Here is a 14954-nt window from a genome sequence, read left to right as displayed (position 1 = left end):
GGCGGTCCGGGTCAGTCGGTCGTGGCCACGCGGAGGCCGAATCCGGCCAACAGGGTTCCCGTCACCCACCGTTGGACGCGCAGCCAGACCGGCCGGCCGGAGAGGAAGGCCACGAGGGAACCGGCCACGAACACGTACACGGCGTCGATCGAGAGCGAGATCGCGATCTGCACCCCGCCCAGGACCAGGCTCTGCACCGCCGGGTCGCCCCGCTCGGGGTCGGTGAACTGCGGCAGCAGCGAGGCGTACATGATCGCGATCTTGGGGTTGAGGAGGGTGGTCGCCGCCCCCGTCGACCACAGGCGCAGCGGGGAATGGGGCGCGAGCGCGGGCGCGTCCGGGCCCGGGACCAGGACGGAGCCGGACCCCGGGCGCACCGCCTGCCACGCGAGCCACAGCAGGTAGCAGGCGCCCGCGATCTTCACGGCCTCGTAGAGGGCGGGCACCGCCGCGAACAGGGCCGCGAGCCCCGCGACGGCCGCGCCGAGGTACACGAGGAAGCCGAAGCCGATGCCGGCCAGGGAGATCAGCCCGGCCCGCCGGCCCTGGGCCACGGAACGCGACACCAGGTGGATCATGTTGGGGCCGGGGGTGAGCACCATGACGAGGGAGACGGTCGCGACCCCCAGGAAGGCGCCGGGGCCGAGGCCGAGGGCGGGGCCGAGGGCGAGGTGCGTGTCGAAGTCCATGCCGTGCCTGCTCGTTTCGTCGATCCGGGTCGTCGCGCCCGGCGCACGCTACGGCGCGCGGGCGGGCGGCTCCGGTGATTTCACGATGCGGACGGTTCCGGCGGGGGAGCGGGTCCGGCCGCGCCGGGTCAGGCGGCGGCGCCGGCGGCGGCCAGTTCTCGTTCCAGGACCACGGCCACGCCGTCCTCGTCGTTGAGGGCCGTCACCTCGTCGGCGACCGCCTTCAACCGGGGGTGCGCGTTGCCCATGGCCACCCCGTGCCCGGCCCACGCGAACATCGGCAGGTCGTTGGGCATGTCCCCGAACGCGATGCTCGTCTCCCGCTCCAGCCCCAGGAGCGAGGCCGCGGCGGCCAGGCCGGTGGCCTTCGACAGGCCGCGCGGCAGCAGCTCCACGCAGTCCGGGCCGGCCAGGGTCACGTCCACGAGCTCCCCGACCGCCTGCGCGGCCGCCTCCGCCAACGCGTCGTCGCTCAGGTGCGGGTGCCGGATGATCACCTTGCCGACCGGCCGCCGCCACAGCTCGGCGGCCCGCTCCACGCGCCGCGCCCGCACCGGGCCCACGTTCGGCTCCGGGTGCCCCGGGCCCACCAGCACCGGGTCCTCCAGCCGTTCGGGTTCCACGCACAGCGTCAGCGGGCCCGTCAGCGCCTCCACCTCGGCGACCGCGCCGCGCACCGTCTCGCGGTCCAGGGGGGTGGAGGAGACGAGCGCGTCGCGACCGGCGTGGTAGAGCTGCCCGCCCTGTCCGCACACGGCCAGGCCCTGGTACCCGATCCGCTCCAGCACCGGACGCGCCCACTGGGCGACCCGCCCGGTGACGACGAGGTGGTGCGCGCCCGCGTCGACGGCCGCGGCGAGCGCGGCGCGGGTGCGCGCGGAGACGGTGTGGTCGCTGCGGAGCAGGGTCCCGTCGAGGTCGGTGGCGATCAGGCGGTCGGAGAAGCCGGTCACGGGGGCGCGGGTCCTGTTCCGTCGGGGGAGGGGCCCCCAGTCTCCGGGGGGTCCGCGAAACCTCCGCCGGGTCGAAGGCCCCCGGTGTCCCGCCGAAGGTCCCCGCGCTCGGGTGCGGATGCTCGGGCCGAGTGAGTACGGGGGCTCAGGCGGGCGGGGCGGGGGCGGCGCGACAGTGGGGACATGACGACGACGCGGAGCACGGCGCGCGGCACGACCGGGTACCTCGTGACGATCGGGGTCACCGCCGGTCTCGCCTTCTTCCTCGACTTCCTGACCTTCTACCTCTCGATCTTCGCGACCGACAGCTGTGGCACGGGGGCGGACGAGCACTTCGTCTGCGACAACCTGCTCGTGGTGTGGGCCCTGCCGTGGGCGGGGTGGGTGCTCGGCTTCGGCGGGGCGCTGTGGTTGGGGCTGCGGGCCGCGCGCCGGGGGCGTGCGCCGTGGTGGTGGCTGGGCCCCGGGATCCTCGTGCAACTGGCCCTGCTCGCCCTGGCCTGGCTGCTGCTGACCTCGTGACGCGGGCCCCGGCGGGAAGGATCTCCGCCGGGGTGTGGACGCGCTGTACACGCCGCTGTACGTTCCGTACATGGGTGAGTCGCAGGCGCCCGAGGGCGCGCACACGAGGAACAGGTCGAAGACCGTCACGATCCGGGTGGAGGAGGAGTTGCACGCCCGGCTGCGCGAACGGGCCGAGAGCGAGGGCACGACCGTCACCGCGCTGATCGCGCGGGCCGCGCGGGAAGTGGCCCGCGATCCGCGGCTGGACGGGGCGGCGGAGGTGTTCCGGGCCTTCCTCGCGGACCAGGCCGACGCCTTCGACAAGGCGTTCCCGGAGGACGCCCCGGACGCCGTGCGACCGGGTCGCTGAGCGGGCCGCCGTGGACCTGCACATCGACATCCGCTGGCTGCTGGAGCGCCAGGTGGAGGTGCTGCCGACGCAGCCGGCCGTGCACGACTACTCGGCGCTGGCGGCGGCCGTCGGCCGGCACCGGGTGCGGACGCCGAGCATCGACGCGGAGGTGGACAACGCGTGGCGGGCCGCCGTCCTCATGCACACCGTGATCCGACTGCGTCCGCTTCCGGCCCGCAACGCCCTGTTCGGGGCGGCGCTGGCGGTGGCGTACCTGTACGCGGCGGACGAGGAGATCGAGATCCCGCACGGAGGGCTGGTCGACCTGGCCCGTGCCATCCACCTGGGCCGGGCCGACGCCTTCGACACGGCGGTCCACCTACGAGCCTGGCTGACCTGACCTGCCCCGGTGCTCAGCGGCCCTTGGTGATCTGGTCCACGCGGGGCACGGACAGGCCGTAGAGGGCGGCGATCTCGCGGAGTTTGAGGCGGTGGCGGGTGCGGAGTTCGACGGCGGCGTCCGTGCGGACCGCCTTGACGCGGCGGGTCGCGGCGGGCAGCAGGTCGTCGGCGAGGATGCGGGCGGTGTGTTCGCGTTCCACCGGGTCGGGGAGGCCGTCGAGCAGGGCGAGGGCAGCGTCGAGGTGCCGGGCCATCTCGCCCCGGACCCGGGCCCGGCGGGCGAGTTCGGCCGCGTGGAGGGGATCGGCCGCGGGTTCGGGCGTCGCGTCGGCCTGGTCGTGGGCCGGGTCGCCGGTCGGGTGTGCGGCGGGGGAGGGGACGGGGGCGTCGCGATCCGGGTCGTTCATGGGGGCAGGGTACGACGCGTGATCACCGCGTCGCGCCCCGGGTCCGTACGGAGGTGTCGATCCGTCAGGTCGCCTCGGCGGGCCGGGTGATGGCGTCGATCTCGATCTCGACGAGCCAGGCCGGGTCGATGAACCGGGACACCTCCACGAAGGTGGTCACGGGCCGCACCTCGGCGAACCACTCGCCGTGCGCCCGCGCGGCCTCCTCCCAGGTGTCGATGTCGGTGAGCATGATCCGGGTGCGGACCACGTCGCCGAGCCCGGCGTCGGCCCCGGCGAGGGCCCGGCGGGCGATCTCCAGGCAGCGGAGGGTCTGGCCGTACACGTCGCCGGGGGCGGCCGTCGTGCCGTCGTCCGCGATCGGGGCGGTGCCCGCCACCGCGACGTGGTCGCCGACGCGGACGGCCCGGGAGAAGCCGATGCGCGGTTCCAGCGGCGAGGCGGAGCCGACGCGGGTGCGGGCGTGGTCGCGGGAGCTGTCGGGTGTCGTCATCCGGGCATCCTGCCGGCTCGCCGCCCGGGGGTAGGGCCCGTGGGTGCGGGAGGGCTTTCTCATGGGCCGAACAGATCGTGCCTTTTCGGTGTCCCGGGGCTCGGGTGAGGGCTTTCGAGACGCAAATGGCCTGATTTCTGGGGTTCGCGTTTTACTACGTGGAACGGTGAAGGGTCCAAAGTCCCGGAAGTTCGGGACTTTGGACTGGAACGGCGGGTGGGGGTGGGTGGTCTGCTGGCGGAGGCGCTCCGGCGCCTCCGGTGGGAGGCGCGCCGCGGGGCGCCGCCCCGTATCGATCGAAACCCGTCGGAGCCGTCGCCCGCATGTCCGCCAGCAGGGACGCCAGTGCCGTCCCCTCGCACCGGCGCGCCCCTTCGCACCGTCGGAAGGCCCCGCAGCGGGCCCGGTCCCACCGGGGTTCGCGCCGGCGGCGCCGCAAGAAGTCGAAGGCCCCCCTGCTCTCCGTGGTCGGCGCCGTGTTGGCGGCGGTCGGCGGGGGCGTGTGGTGGACTTCGGGGGGCGTGGACGGGGCGCAGGAGGCGCGCATGGGCGAGGCGGTGTCGGCCACGTCGATTCCGGACGGGGCCAAGGCCGGTGCCGAGGGTGCTGTCGAGCCGACCCCGGCGCCGAGCGCGACGCCCACGCCGACCCCCACCCTGCCGTTGGCGGACCCCCGTCCTCAGCGGATCCTGACCGAGACCATGGCGGCGGCCTTCGCGAAGGCGCTGCCCAGGCCCTCGGGGGAGTTCGCGTTGGGCGTGCGCGACGTGGAGACCGGCGCGTTCGCCACGGCCGGGGACATCGGGCACCGGTTCCCGACCGCGAGCATCGTCAAGCCGCACATCCTCGCCGCGCTGCTGCTGAAGGCGCAGGAGGAGGGCCGGGATCTGACGGCCGTCGAGCGCGGGCACGCCTCGCCGATGATCCGCAAGAGCGCCAACGACGCGACGGACGCGCTGTGGGACGCGGTGGGCCAAGAGGCCGCGCTGAACGCGACGTACGCGCGCCTGGGGTTGACCGAGACCACCTCGAACCGGGCGTGGGGGCTCACCGAGACCTCCGTCACGGACCAGGTCCGCTTCGTCGCCGGCCTGTACGACGAGGACTCGCCGCTGGACGCCGACTCGCGGGCCTACCTGCTGGAGCTGATGAGCACCCTCGACATGGGCAACATCGTCGGCGGGGTGCACACGGTCGCGGACCGGGGCACGAGGTACCCGGCCAAGGACGGCTGGCTGCCGCGTGACGCGGACGGCCGGTGGGTGATCAACAGTTACGGGCGGATCTCGGTCAAGGGGCGCCTGTTCGACGTGGCGTTCCTCTCCGAGCACCAGGTCAACCGGCCGGCGGGGGCCGCGCAGGGCGATGCCGCGCTGCGGGCCGTGCTGCCGGCGGTCTCGCGGGCGTTGACGGAGGCCGAGGAGGCCGGGGAGTACTGACCCCCGGGCCCGGTCGGCCGTCTCGCCTTGCCCTGACCCGTCCAGTCCCCGCCCCGTCCCCGTCCCGTGCTTCGGGGCGGGGTGTCCTGTGTCGCGGGGCTTCCCCTCGTGGCGCCCGGTGTCACGGTGTGTGGTCGGGGGTGTGGTGGGCGGGGCGGTCGGAGGGAGGGGTTCCGTTCCGTCCCGTGTCCGTGCGTGTCACGTGCCGTTCGTGGAACGTGCGGGGGTCGCTTGCCCGATCGGGCAGTCTCGGCTTGCCCGATCGGGCAACGGAGGTCATCGCTCCGTTTCATGAACATGCAGGTGGGCGGCGGTTTTTCGGCTGCGTCGTGGGTGTGCGGGCGGACCGGCGAGCGGGTCGTTCGTTCCTTGACGCCGAAATTGGTTTAGGCCAATATCCGCAATGGTCTGCACCAATTCCCGTGCCGTGGGGGCCTCCTGACCGGCCCGCACGGCACCGCGCCACCCGTCCCGCACCCCGGAGTCCCATGCCCGAGAGTGATCGAGGCCCCCTGCACCGCTTCGGCAGCCCGCCGCCGACCCCCGACCGCCCCGCGCCCGCCGCCGACGCCGCGCGCCCGCCGGTCGAGGGCCCCGCACCGGCCCCTCGCCCCCGCTCCCGCCGCCGCCCCGACCCCGGGCCCGCGACCGTGAACGCACCGCCGACCGCACCGACGACCGCACCCACGACCGTGAAGGAGCAGCACCCGTGACCACCACCACCGCCACGGCCCCCGCCCCCGTCGTCCCCGCCCCCGAGCCGCCGCCGTTCCTGCACCGTGCCGCCGGCGACCTGCCCTACTTCAGCGCCGACGCCGACACCTACCTCGCCGGCACCCCCCTGCGCGACCTGCGCAAGACCCGGCCCCTGCGGGTGCTCACCGAGGAGCAGTTCGCGCACTGGCAGGACTTCGGCTACGTGATCGTCCCCGAGGCGATACCGGCCGCCGACGCCCGCCGCCTCCTCGACTTCACGTGGGAGTTCTCCGGCCTCGACCCGGCCCGCCCCGAGACCTGGTACGCCGAGCGCGCCCACCGCTCCGAACTCGACCTGCACCTGCACGTGTACGGGTTCGTCGAGGCGTACCACCACCAGCTCCTGTGGGACAGCCGGCAGAACCGCCGGGTGTACGAGGCATTCGCCGACGTGTGGGACACCGAAGCGCTGTGGGTCACCCTCGACCGGCTCAACCTCAACCCGCCCAACGTCCGCACCCGCTCCCGCGACCTCATCGAGGCCACGGACCGCGGCTTCGACATCGACCTGCACTGGGACGTGGACACCACCCTCGCCGTCCTTCCGCAGCGCGTGCAGGGCCTCATCGCCCTCAACGACACCCACCACGAGCTCGGCGGCTTCCAGTGCTCCCCCGAGCTCTTCCACCGTTTCGAACGCTGGAAGGTCGACCAGCCCGCCGACCGCGACCCGATCCGCCCCGACGTGGACCGCGCCGAGTTCCCCGTGGTCCGCCCCGCCCTGCGCGCCGGCGACCTGCTGATCTGGAACGGGCTCCTCGCCCACGGTGTCGCCCCCAACACCTCCGCCGACGGGGTCCGCGCCGTGCAGTACCTGTCGATGATGCCCGCGCTGGAGGAGCACGAGGAACTGCGTCGCTCCCGCGTCGAGTCCTGGCGCACCCTGTCCACGCCGACGTGGAACCGCACCCTCCTCGGCGACGCCGACCGCCCCGAGGCCCTGCGCTACGAGACCGCCCGCCTCGACCGGCTCGGCCGCCGCCTGCTCGGCCTCGACTCCTGGGCCGACGCCGCGGAAGGGGACGCGCGTGCGTGACGTCGCCCTGACCCTGCCCACCCACCGCGCCTGCGCCCCCACCCTCACCGAGATCGCCGCCGAGGCCGCCGCGGCCGTCGCCGCCGACCCCGGGCTGCGCGTGCACCTGCTCGTCCTGGACTCCTCCGCCCCCGCCGACCGTGCCCGGCACGCCGCCGTCCTCGCCGAGGCCGTGGCCGCCCTGCCGGCCGCGCACGCCGACCGGGTCCCCGTCCACCACCTCGACGAGGAGGCCCAACGCCGCTTCCTGCGCCGCGCCGTCGACCTCGCCGGCCTGCCCGACCCCGAGCACGTCCTGGAGCTGATGCTGCCCGACGCCGTCTCCTACGGCGCCTGCACCAACCGGGCCTTCCTCCTCGCCGCCGCCCTCGGCTGCCGCTCCGTGCACCGCCGCGACTCCGACAGCCACTACCAGACCGTCCCCGGCGGCGGGCCCGCCCACCCGCTGGTGCCCGAACTCGCCCACCTCGGCCGCACCGCCGCCGAGGTCGCCGGCGCCGTCACCGACGACGCCCGACGCCCCGGACACGACGACCGTCGCGTCGCCCTCGTCGGAGCCTCCTTCATCGGCGACCTCTCCGTGGACATCGCCGAGATCCAGGACCTCGACCCCGAGGCGTACCGCGAGGTCGTCGGCCTGTGGGCCCCCGAGGGCGCGACCCGCGCCGAACGCGACGCCCTCGCCGAGGAGTCCTTCCGCGGCGCCGGCACCGAACCCTTCCGCGCCGACCGCACCACCCTCGGCGCCGTCGACCCGATGCGCGTCGACATGTGCAACATCGCCTTCACCGACGAGGTCTTCGCCCGGGTACCGCTGCCGCCCGCCGTCGACACCATCGGCAGCGACTACTTCCACACCCACCTCGTGCACGACGCCGGCCTCCCCGGCGTCCTCCACAACCGCCACATCGTCAACTTCCACACCGAGGAACGCCGCACCCCCCAGGGCTTCCTCGGCTACCAGCGGCGGTTCGTGAAGTTCCTGCTCTCCATGCCCTACCTCAACGCCGCCTACGCCGCCCTGGCCGAGGCCGGCGACACCCTCCTCGACCCGGCCGGCCGGCTGCGCCCCGACGCCGTCGCCGCCCTCGTCCGCGAGGCCGCCGACCTTCCCGACGGCGAACGGCAGGGCGCCCGCGTCCTCGACCTGGTCGCCGACCGCTACGCCCGACTCGGCGACAAGTACGCCGCGTTCGCCGCCGCCCTGCCCGCCCAGGCCCCCGAGCTGCTGGCCCGGGCCCGCGCCGACACGCACGAGTTCGCGCGCCTGGTCGACGCCTGGGCCGCCCTCGTGGCCGCCGCCCCGCGCGCCGCCGCCGACACCCTCGTCACCGCCGGCACCCTCGCCACCGCCCAGGACCGGACCCCGAGCCCCGCCCCGGGCCGGCAGCCGATCGGAGCCCGCGCATGAGCACCGCCCACCCCGGCCGCCCCGCCCCCGCCGGCCCGCCGGCCGGCCCCGGCCGCTCCCGCACACCGGGGGCACCCCTGCCCGGCCGACTGCCGCAGCCCACCGGCCGCCCCGCCGCCGGCATCCCCTCGCCCGCTCTGCGCGCCGCCCTCGAACGCGCCGACACCGACCGCCTCGTCCTCGACCTCGACGGGATCGCCGGCGCCCACGACGCCCTCCTGCGGGCCCTGCCCGGCGCCACCGACGTCCGCTTCGCCGTCAAGGCATGCCCCGTGGACCCCGTCCTGGACCGGCTCGCCGCCCACGGCGCCGGCTTCGACGCCGCGAGCCCCGCCGAGATCACCCGCGCCCTGCGCGCCGGGGCCCCCGTCGACCGCGTGCACTACGGCAACACCATCAAGTCCGACGAACAGATCGCCGCCGCCCACCGCCTCGGCATCCGCGAATACGCCACCGACAGCGTCGAGGACGTCACCGCCCTCGGCCGGCACGCCCCCGGCGCCCGCGTGTTCTGCCGGCTCGCCACCAGCGGCCAGGGCGCCCTCTGGGGACTGAGCCGCAAATTCGGCTGCTCGGCCCGTGACGCCGTCACCGTCATGGAACGCGCCCGCGCCGCCGGCCTCGTCCCCGCCGGGCTGTCCGTGCACGTGGGCTCCCAACAACTCACCGTCAGCGCCTGGCGCGAGGCCCTCGACCGGATCACCGACGTGCTCCTCGCCCTCGACCGGCGCGGCATCCACCTCGACCACGTCAACCTCGGCGGCGGCCTGCCCGCCCTCGGCTACCTCGACCGCGCCGGCCGGCCCCTGGACCCGCCGCTGACCGGGATGCTGGAGGAGATCCGCACCGGCGTCGCCCGCCTGCGCACCCGCGCCGGCCGCCCGCTGCGCCTCGTCCTCGAACCCGGCCGGCACCTCGTCGCCGACCACGGGGCCATCCGCGCCCGCGTCGCCCGCCTCTCCACCCGCCAAGGGCCCGACGGCCGCGACCGGCACTGGCTCTACCTCAGCTGCGGCAAGTTCAACGGGCTGTACGAGATGGACGCCGTCCGCCACCGCCTGCACTTCCCCACCCACCCCGCCGGCCCCGGCACCCCCACCGTCCCCGCCGTCATCGCCGGTCCCACCTGCGACAGCGACGACGCCTACGCCCAGGACGGCCTGCCCACCCGCGTGCCGGCCGCCCTCGCCTCCGGCGACCCCGTCTGGATCCTCTCCACCGGCGCCTACGCCACCAGCTACGCCACCGAGGGCTTCAACGGCTTCGACCCGCTGCCCGTCCACTTCACCGCCCTCCCGGTCGGAGCCGCCCGATGACCACCGCCCCCGCCCCCGCGCACGTGCGCGTCCGCACCCTCGCCGAGGGCGACTGGACGGCCGTCCTCGCCCTCGAAGCCGCCGCCCACGGCGCCCACGACCTCTCCGAGAGCCCCGAGGCCCTGCGCTCGCGCGCCCGCCACGCCCCCGACACCTGCCTCGTCCTCACCACCCCGGACGCCGAGCGCACGGACGGGACCGAGACCGTGCTCGGGTACCTGCTCGCCCTGCCCTACCCCGAAGGCCGGCACCCCGACCTCACCCGCCCCGAGACCACCCCCCACCCCGACGCCGACAACCTGCACCTCCACGACATCGTCGTCGCCGCCCCCGCCCGAGGCCGGCGCCTCGCCGACCTGCTCCTCCACGAACTCGTCGACCGCGCCCGCACCCGCGGGCACCGCACCGTCTCCCTCGTCGCCGTCTCCGGCACCGCCCCCTACTGGACCGCCCGCGGGTTCACCCCCCGCCCCGCAGACCCCGCCCCCACCGGCTACGGCCCCGACGCCGTCCCCATGACCCGTCCCCTGCACCCCCACCCGGAAGCGAGCTGACCACGCCGTGTCCCCCGCCCCCGCCCCGGCCGCGCCCGCCGCCGTCCCGCCGCCCGTCACCTTCCGCCGCGCCCAGGTCGCCATCGCGGCCCTGTTCTGCGCCCTCGGCTTCCAGTACGCCACCTGGGCCGCCCGCCTGCCCACCCTCAAGACCCGCCTCGACCTGTCCGAGACCGAGGTCGGCCTGCTGCTGATGATCTGCGGGATCGGCGCCGCCGCCTCCTTCCCCCTGGTCACCTGGCTCATGCGCCGCCTGGGCTCGCGCACCCTCGCCCTCGGCTCCGCCCTCGCCCTGGCCCTGCTCCTGCCGGCCCTCGCCGCCGCCCCCGCCTACCCGGTGGCCCTCGTCGTCATCTGCCTCGACGGGGTCCTCGTCGGCTGCCTCAACGTGGCCATGAACGCCCAGGGCGCCGCCGCCGAAGTCGTCTTCGGACGCACCGCCATGGCCCGTTTCCACGCCACGTTCAGCGCCGGCTCCCTGCTGGCCGCCCTCCTCGCCGGCGGCCTGCACCTGCTCACCGACGACCTGACCACCCACTTCGCGCTCGCCGCCGTCCTCGTCCTCGCTCTCGTCGGCCTCACCCGGGGCGGGCTGCTCCCCGAACCCGTCATCGCCGCCGGCACCGCGAAGCCGGCCGCCGACGAGGCCGCCGAGGCCGGTGCGGGGACGGGCAAGCCCGCCGGCCGCCGGTGGACGCTGCCCACCCTCGCCACCCTGTGGATGGGTGCGGCCATGGTCTTCGGCACCGTCACCGAGGGCGCCATGAACGACTGGTCGGCCCTCTACCTCAAGGACGTGGTGCAGGCCGGGCCCGCCGTCGCCCCCCTCGGCATCGCCGCCGTCGCGGGCATGATGGTCCTGGCCCGGGTCTTCGCCGACGGCTGGCGCGAACGCTGGGGCGACGGACGCGTGGTGCGCGTCGGCAGCGCCCTGGCGGCCGTCGGCCTGGCCGCCGCGCTCCTGGCGGGCGGGGTGGTGCCCACGCTGATCGGGTTCGCGTGCGTCGGCCTCGGCGTGGCCGCCGTCACCCCGTGCGTGTACGCGGCCGCCGCCCGCAGCGGCTCGGACGCCCTCTCCCTCGTGGCGGCCACCGGCACCGCCGGCCTGCTCGCCGGACCCGCCGTGATCGGGTTCATCGCGGACGGCGCCGGACTGGTCTGGGGGATGGCCACCGTGGCCGTGTCCTCCCTGCTGGTCACGGCGTGCGCCACCCGCATCACCTGGCCCGCCCCCGCCGGCGCGCCCGCCCCCGCGACCCCGACGGACGCCGCCCCCGCCGGCACGGACCCGAGCCCGAGCCGCGCCTGAGCACACGGGCGCACGGGGGCGCGCGACGAGCACCTCCGTCACCAAGCCCGCCGCGCCGGCGACGGGCCGGGCCGGGGCGGGGTGGGGTGGGGCGGTCAGTTCGGCGCGTCCCCGAGACGACGGGCCAGGTCGGCGAGTTCGGGTGCCCGCAGCACCCGACCGCCGAACCCGGGCAGCGGCACGTGCAGGGGCCCGGTCCACCGCTCGGGGATCGCCCGCCGGCCGTACACGGCCCCGGCGAGCGTCCCGGTCACCGCGGCCACCGTGTCCGTGTCCCCGCCCAGGTCCACGGCGGCCCGCAGCGCCGGCTCGAAACCGTCCGTCGTGCGCAACGCCCACACCGCCGAACCGAGACAGGGCCACACGGCCCCGTTGAACTCGGTGGCCAGGTCGGGATGCCAGTCCGGCGCGAGCACGACCTCGTAACGCGCGCGCTGTTCGGCGGGCACGAGGGCCAGGACCTCGGGCAGCGCGGCGAGGGGATCGGCCCCGACGAGGGCCACGCGCACGAGCTCGTGCAGAACGGCCGTGCCCTCCCAGGCGGCCGGGTCCCCGTGGGTCAGGGCGGCGACACGCCGCGCCGCGTCCATCGTGGCCGCCCGGCCAGCCCCCGCGAACCGCACGGCGGAGGTCGCGGCCCGCATCAACGAGCCGTTCCCCGCCGCCCGTCCGGTGGTGGCGAAATGCTCGGCCGCCGCGCGGTCCCAGGGCCGGCCGCCGCCCAACACGTCCTCGGTCTGCAACCCGATGTCCTTGGGCTCGGCCGCCGCCCAGCGCCGAAACCGCTCGAACAACTCGGCCGGATCCAACCCGCCCCGCTCCAGCAGCGACTCCCCGACCAACACCGCCATCTGCGTGTCGTCGGTCCCCTCACCGGGGTCCCAGCCGCCGCCCCCGCACATCTCCCCGCCGTGGCCGGGCGACGGGAACCGCGCCGAGAACGCGCCGGCCGGCCCGAACTCGAAGGGCGCCCCCAACGCGTCGCCCACCGCCGACCCGACCACCGCCCCCACGACCCGATCCGTCCGCTCCATGCGCCCGAGGGTAACGAGGGCCCGTCGGCCGGGCCCGCGTAGGGTCGGGGGGTGTTCTCCGCCTCCCACCCGCACCGTGTCGCCGTCCTCGTGCTCGACGGGGCGAAACCCCTCGACGTCGGCATCCCCGCGCAGGTCTTCACCACCCGGGCGAGCATGCCCTACGAGGTCCGCGTCTGCGGGGCGGCCCCCGGGCTCGTCGCCGGCGGCGACGGCCTCGCCTACCACGTGGCCCACGGCCTCGACGCCCTCGCCTGGGCCGACATCGTCTTCGTGCCCGGCTACCGCTTCCCCGACCGCGAGGACCCGCCCGCCGAGGTCGTCGACGCCCTGATCGCCGCCCACGCGCGCGGCGCCCGCCTCGCCGCCATCTCCACCGGCGCCTTCGCCCTCGCCGCCACCGGACTCCTCGACGGCCGGCGCGCCACCACGCACTGGCACTACGCGCGGGCCCTCGCGGCCCGCCACCCGCTGGTCCACGTGGACGAGAACGTGCTGTTCGTCGACGAGGGCAGCGTGCTCACCTCCGCCGGCGCCGCCTCCGGCATCGACCTGTGCCTGCACGTGCTGCGCGCCGACCTCGGCGTCGCCGCGTCCAACCACGCGGCCCGACGCCTGGTCGCCGCGCCCTACCGCAGCGGCGGGCAGGCCCAGTACGTGCCCCGCAGCGTCCCCGAACCCCTCGGCGAACGCTTCGCCGCCACCCGCGAATGGGCCCTGTTCCGGCTCGCCGAACCCCTCACCCTCGACATGCTGGCGCGCCGGGCCGAGGTCTCTCCGCGCACCTTCTCCCGGCGGTTCGTCGAGGAGACCGGCTACACGCCGATGCAGTGGGTGATGCGCGCCCGCATCGACCTCGCCCGGGAACTGCTCGAACGCTCCGAACGCGGCGTCGAGCAGATCGCCGCCGACGTGGGCCTGGGCACCGGGGCCAATCTGCGCCTGCACTTCCAGCGGATCCTCGGCACCACCCCCAGCGAGTACCGGCGCACCTTCACCCGGGGCGAATGACCGCGCGCGGCCCCCGGCCGGAAGCACAGGCGGGGGCCGTGGCGAGAAGCCGCGCGAGGGGTGGCGAGATCCTTGCGAACCATGGCGATCGCGCCACTGTCCCCGCCGCGCCCCGCGCGCGATCGTTGGTGGCGAGAGAAGGGACATCACTCATGACTCGCATCGCCGTCAACGGATTCGGCCGCATCGGCCGCAACGTACTGCGCGCCCTGCTGGAACGCGACAGCTCCCTGGAGGTCGTCGCCGTCAACGACCTGACCGAGCCCACCGCTCTCGCCCGTCTCCTCGCCTTCGACAGCACCTCCGGCCGCCTCGGGCGCCCCGTGAGCGTGGACGGGGACCACCTCGTCGTCGACGGCCGCCGCATCAAGGTGACGGCGGAACGCGAACCGGCCCGCCTGCCCTGGGCCGAACTCGGCGTGGACATCGTCCTGGAGGCCACCGGCCGCTTCACCGCCGCCAAGGACGCCCGCGCCCACCTCGACGCGGGCGCGCGCAAGGTGCTCGTCAGCGCCCCCTCGGACGGCGCCGACGTCACCCTCGCGTACGGGGTGAACACCGACGCCTACGACCCGGCCCTGCACACGATCGTCTCGAACGCGTCCTGCACCACCAACGCGCTCGCCCCGCTCGCCGCCGTCCTCGACGAACTCGCGGGCATCGAGCACGGGTTCATGACCACCGTGCACGCCTACACGCAGGAGCAGAACCTGCAGGACGGCCCGCACCGCGACCCGCGCCGGGCGCGCGCCGCCGGCGTCAACATCGTGCCGACCACGACCGGCGCCGCCAAGGCGATCGGGCTGGTGCTGCCGAACCTGGACGGCAAGCTGTCGGGCGACTCGATCCGCGTCCCGGTGCCGGTGGGCTCGATCGTGGAGCTCAACACGACGGTCGCCCGCGACGTGACCCGCGAGGACGTGCTGGACGCGTACCGCGCGGCCGCCGCCGGCCCGCTCGCCGGCGTCCTGGAGTACTCGGAGGACCCGCTCGTGTCCTCCGACATCACCGGCAACCCCGCCTCCTCGATCTTCGACTCGGCGCTGACCCGGGTCGAGGGCCGCCACGTCAAGGTGGTCGCCTGGTACGACAACGAGTGGGGCTTCTCGAACCGCGTCATCGACACCCTGGAGCTGCTCGCGGCCCGCTGACCGGACGCCGGGGGCGGACCCGACCCCGCCCCCGGCGTTCCATCCCACCGCACCGACCCCCGACGGGCCTGTCGGGGGTCGGTCCGGTTTCGGGCCCGGTCAACCCGAGCGGGCCCGGACCCGGACCGGATTCTCCC

The 14954-nt window shown here is 75.5% G+C and carries 16 protein-coding genes; 11 read left to right on the top strand and 5 right to left on the bottom strand.

The window, feature by feature from the left end; translation table 11 throughout:
- Window positions 1-11: 11 nt before the first annotated feature.
- Both ACN20G_RS31285 and ACN20G_RS31280 read right to left on the bottom strand, forming a co-directional pair.
- Window positions 12-689 (bottom strand): LysE family translocator, encoded by a 678-nt coding sequence (locus ACN20G_RS31285; protein ID WP_424216612.1) that lies wholly within the window; start codon window positions 687-689, stop codon window positions 12-14.
- A gap of 128 nt (window positions 690-817) precedes the next feature.
- Window positions 818-1642, bottom strand: coding sequence for an HAD family hydrolase (locus ACN20G_RS31280; protein ID WP_424216611.1), 825 nt, complete (start codon window positions 1640-1642; stop codon window positions 818-820).
- A gap of 183 nt (window positions 1643-1825) precedes the next feature.
- On the opposite strand from ACN20G_RS31280, the gene ACN20G_RS31275 reads away from it, so the two are divergent.
- From ACN20G_RS31275 to ACN20G_RS31265, 3 genes are all read left to right on the top strand, one after another.
- Complete coding sequence (locus tag ACN20G_RS31275; protein ID WP_424216610.1) at window positions 1826-2164, top strand: hypothetical protein; 339 nt, start codon at window positions 1826-1828, stop codon at window positions 2162-2164.
- Between the two features lie 70 nt (window positions 2165-2234).
- On the top strand, window positions 2235-2516 hold the full coding sequence (locus ACN20G_RS31270) for a toxin-antitoxin system HicB family antitoxin (RefSeq protein WP_424216609.1): 282 nt from the start codon (window positions 2235-2237) through the stop codon (window positions 2514-2516).
- 10 nt (window positions 2517-2526) lie between these two features.
- Window positions 2527-2898: a toxin Doc gene (locus tag ACN20G_RS31265; RefSeq protein ID WP_424216608.1), complete on the top strand. Its 372-nt coding sequence runs from the start codon at window positions 2527-2529 to the stop codon at window positions 2896-2898.
- A gap of 13 nt (window positions 2899-2911) precedes the next feature.
- Here the strand turns inward: ACN20G_RS31265 and ACN20G_RS31260 are convergent, their stop codons facing one another.
- Together ACN20G_RS31260 and ACN20G_RS31255 are read right to left on the bottom strand one after the other, a co-directional pair.
- Window positions 2912-3307, bottom strand: coding sequence for a hypothetical protein (locus ACN20G_RS31260; protein WP_424216607.1), 396 nt, complete (start codon window positions 3305-3307; stop codon window positions 2912-2914).
- Window positions 3308-3371: 64 nt separating this feature from the next.
- A complete protein-coding gene (locus ACN20G_RS31255; RefSeq protein ID WP_424216606.1) occupies window positions 3372-3800 on the bottom strand; it encodes a RidA family protein in 429 nt (142 codons plus the stop codon).
- A gap of 323 nt (window positions 3801-4123) precedes the next feature.
- On the opposite strand from ACN20G_RS31255, the gene ACN20G_RS31250 reads away from it, so the two are divergent.
- From ACN20G_RS31250 to ACN20G_RS31225, 6 genes are all read left to right on the top strand, one after another.
- A complete protein-coding gene (locus tag ACN20G_RS31250; protein WP_424216605.1) occupies window positions 4124-5239 on the top strand; it encodes a serine hydrolase in 1116 nt (371 codons plus the stop codon).
- A 709-nt stretch (window positions 5240-5948) separates the two neighbouring features.
- Window positions 5949-7031: a phytanoyl-CoA dioxygenase family protein gene (locus tag ACN20G_RS31245; protein WP_424216604.1), complete on the top strand. Its 1083-nt coding sequence runs from the start codon at window positions 5949-5951 to the stop codon at window positions 7029-7031.
- Window positions 7024-8442, top strand: coding sequence for a DUF6271 family protein (locus tag ACN20G_RS31240; protein WP_424216603.1), 1419 nt, complete (start codon window positions 7024-7026; stop codon window positions 8440-8442). Before ACN20G_RS31245 ends, ACN20G_RS31240 begins: the two co-directional genes overlap by 8 nt.
- Window positions 8439-9758: a type III PLP-dependent enzyme gene (locus ACN20G_RS31235; protein ID WP_424216602.1), complete on the top strand. Its 1320-nt coding sequence runs from the start codon at window positions 8439-8441 to the stop codon at window positions 9756-9758. Before ACN20G_RS31240 ends, ACN20G_RS31235 begins: the two co-directional genes overlap by 4 nt.
- On the top strand, window positions 9755-10312 hold the full coding sequence (locus ACN20G_RS31230; protein ID WP_424216601.1) for a GNAT family N-acetyltransferase: 558 nt from the start codon (window positions 9755-9757) through the stop codon (window positions 10310-10312). The genes ACN20G_RS31235 and ACN20G_RS31230 overlap by 4 nt, the downstream gene beginning before the upstream one ends.
- Before the next feature lie 7 nt (window positions 10313-10319).
- Window positions 10320-11621: an MFS transporter gene (locus tag ACN20G_RS31225; RefSeq protein ID WP_424216600.1), complete on the top strand. Its 1302-nt coding sequence runs from the start codon at window positions 10320-10322 to the stop codon at window positions 11619-11621.
- A 95-nt stretch (window positions 11622-11716) separates the two neighbouring features.
- Here ACN20G_RS31225 and ACN20G_RS31220 read toward each other — a convergent pair whose 3' ends face one another.
- Window positions 11717-12655 (bottom strand): ADP-ribosylglycohydrolase family protein, encoded by a 939-nt coding sequence (locus ACN20G_RS31220; RefSeq protein ID WP_424216599.1) that lies wholly within the window; start codon window positions 12653-12655, stop codon window positions 11717-11719.
- 51 nt (window positions 12656-12706) lie between these two features.
- Between ACN20G_RS31220 and ACN20G_RS31215 the strand changes: the two genes are divergently transcribed.
- Window positions 12707-13666 carry a GlxA family transcriptional regulator gene (locus ACN20G_RS31215; RefSeq protein ID WP_424216598.1) on the top strand — a complete coding sequence of 320 codons (960 nt, stop codon included), beginning with the start codon at window positions 12707-12709 and terminating at the stop codon, window positions 13664-13666.
- A 152-nt stretch (window positions 13667-13818) separates the two neighbouring features.
- On the top strand, window positions 13819-14817 hold the full coding sequence (gene gap, locus ACN20G_RS31210; protein WP_424216597.1) for a type I glyceraldehyde-3-phosphate dehydrogenase: 999 nt from the start codon (window positions 13819-13821) through the stop codon (window positions 14815-14817).
- Window positions 14818-14954: the final 137 nt, after the last annotated feature.

The sequence above is a fragment of the Streptomyces dryopteridis genome (genome assembly GCF_049606955.1).
Lineage (GTDB): Bacteria > Actinomycetota > Actinomycetes > Streptomycetales > Streptomycetaceae > Streptomyces.
Note: the sequence above shows the minus strand (reverse complement) of the source record. Positions and strands in the feature narration are given on the sequence as shown.

Excerpts from the sequence above, each read along its gene's own strand:
- ACN20G_RS31250 (WP_424216605.1), top strand. The coding sequence starts at position 4,124 with ATGTCCGCCAGCAGGGACGCCAGTGCCGTCCCCTCGCACCGGCGCGCC.
- ACN20G_RS31220 (WP_424216599.1), bottom strand. The coding sequence starts at position 12,655 with ATGGAGCGGACGGATCGGGTCGTGGGGGCGGTGGTCGGGTCGGCGGTG.
- gap (WP_424216597.1), top strand. The coding sequence starts at position 13,819 with ATGACTCGCATCGCCGTCAACGGATTCGGCCGCATCGGCCGCAACGTA.
- ACN20G_RS31285 (WP_424216612.1), bottom strand. The coding sequence starts at position 689 with ATGGACTTCGACACGCACCTCGCCCTCGGCCCCGCCCTCGGCCTCGGC.
- ACN20G_RS31275 (WP_424216610.1), top strand. The coding sequence starts at position 1,826 with ATGACGACGACGCGGAGCACGGCGCGCGGCACGACCGGGTACCTCGTG.
- ACN20G_RS31235 (WP_424216602.1), top strand. The coding sequence starts at position 8,439 with ATGAGCACCGCCCACCCCGGCCGCCCCGCCCCCGCCGGCCCGCCGGCC.
- ACN20G_RS31260 (WP_424216607.1), bottom strand. The coding sequence starts at position 3,307 with ATGAACGACCCGGATCGCGACGCCCCCGTCCCCTCCCCCGCCGCACAC.
- ACN20G_RS31230 (WP_424216601.1), top strand. The coding sequence starts at position 9,755 with ATGACCACCGCCCCCGCCCCCGCGCACGTGCGCGTCCGCACCCTCGCC.
- ACN20G_RS31270 (WP_424216609.1), top strand. The coding sequence starts at position 2,235 with ATGGGTGAGTCGCAGGCGCCCGAGGGCGCGCACACGAGGAACAGGTCG.
- ACN20G_RS31255 (WP_424216606.1), bottom strand. The coding sequence starts at position 3,800 with ATGACGACACCCGACAGCTCCCGCGACCACGCCCGCACCCGCGTCGGC.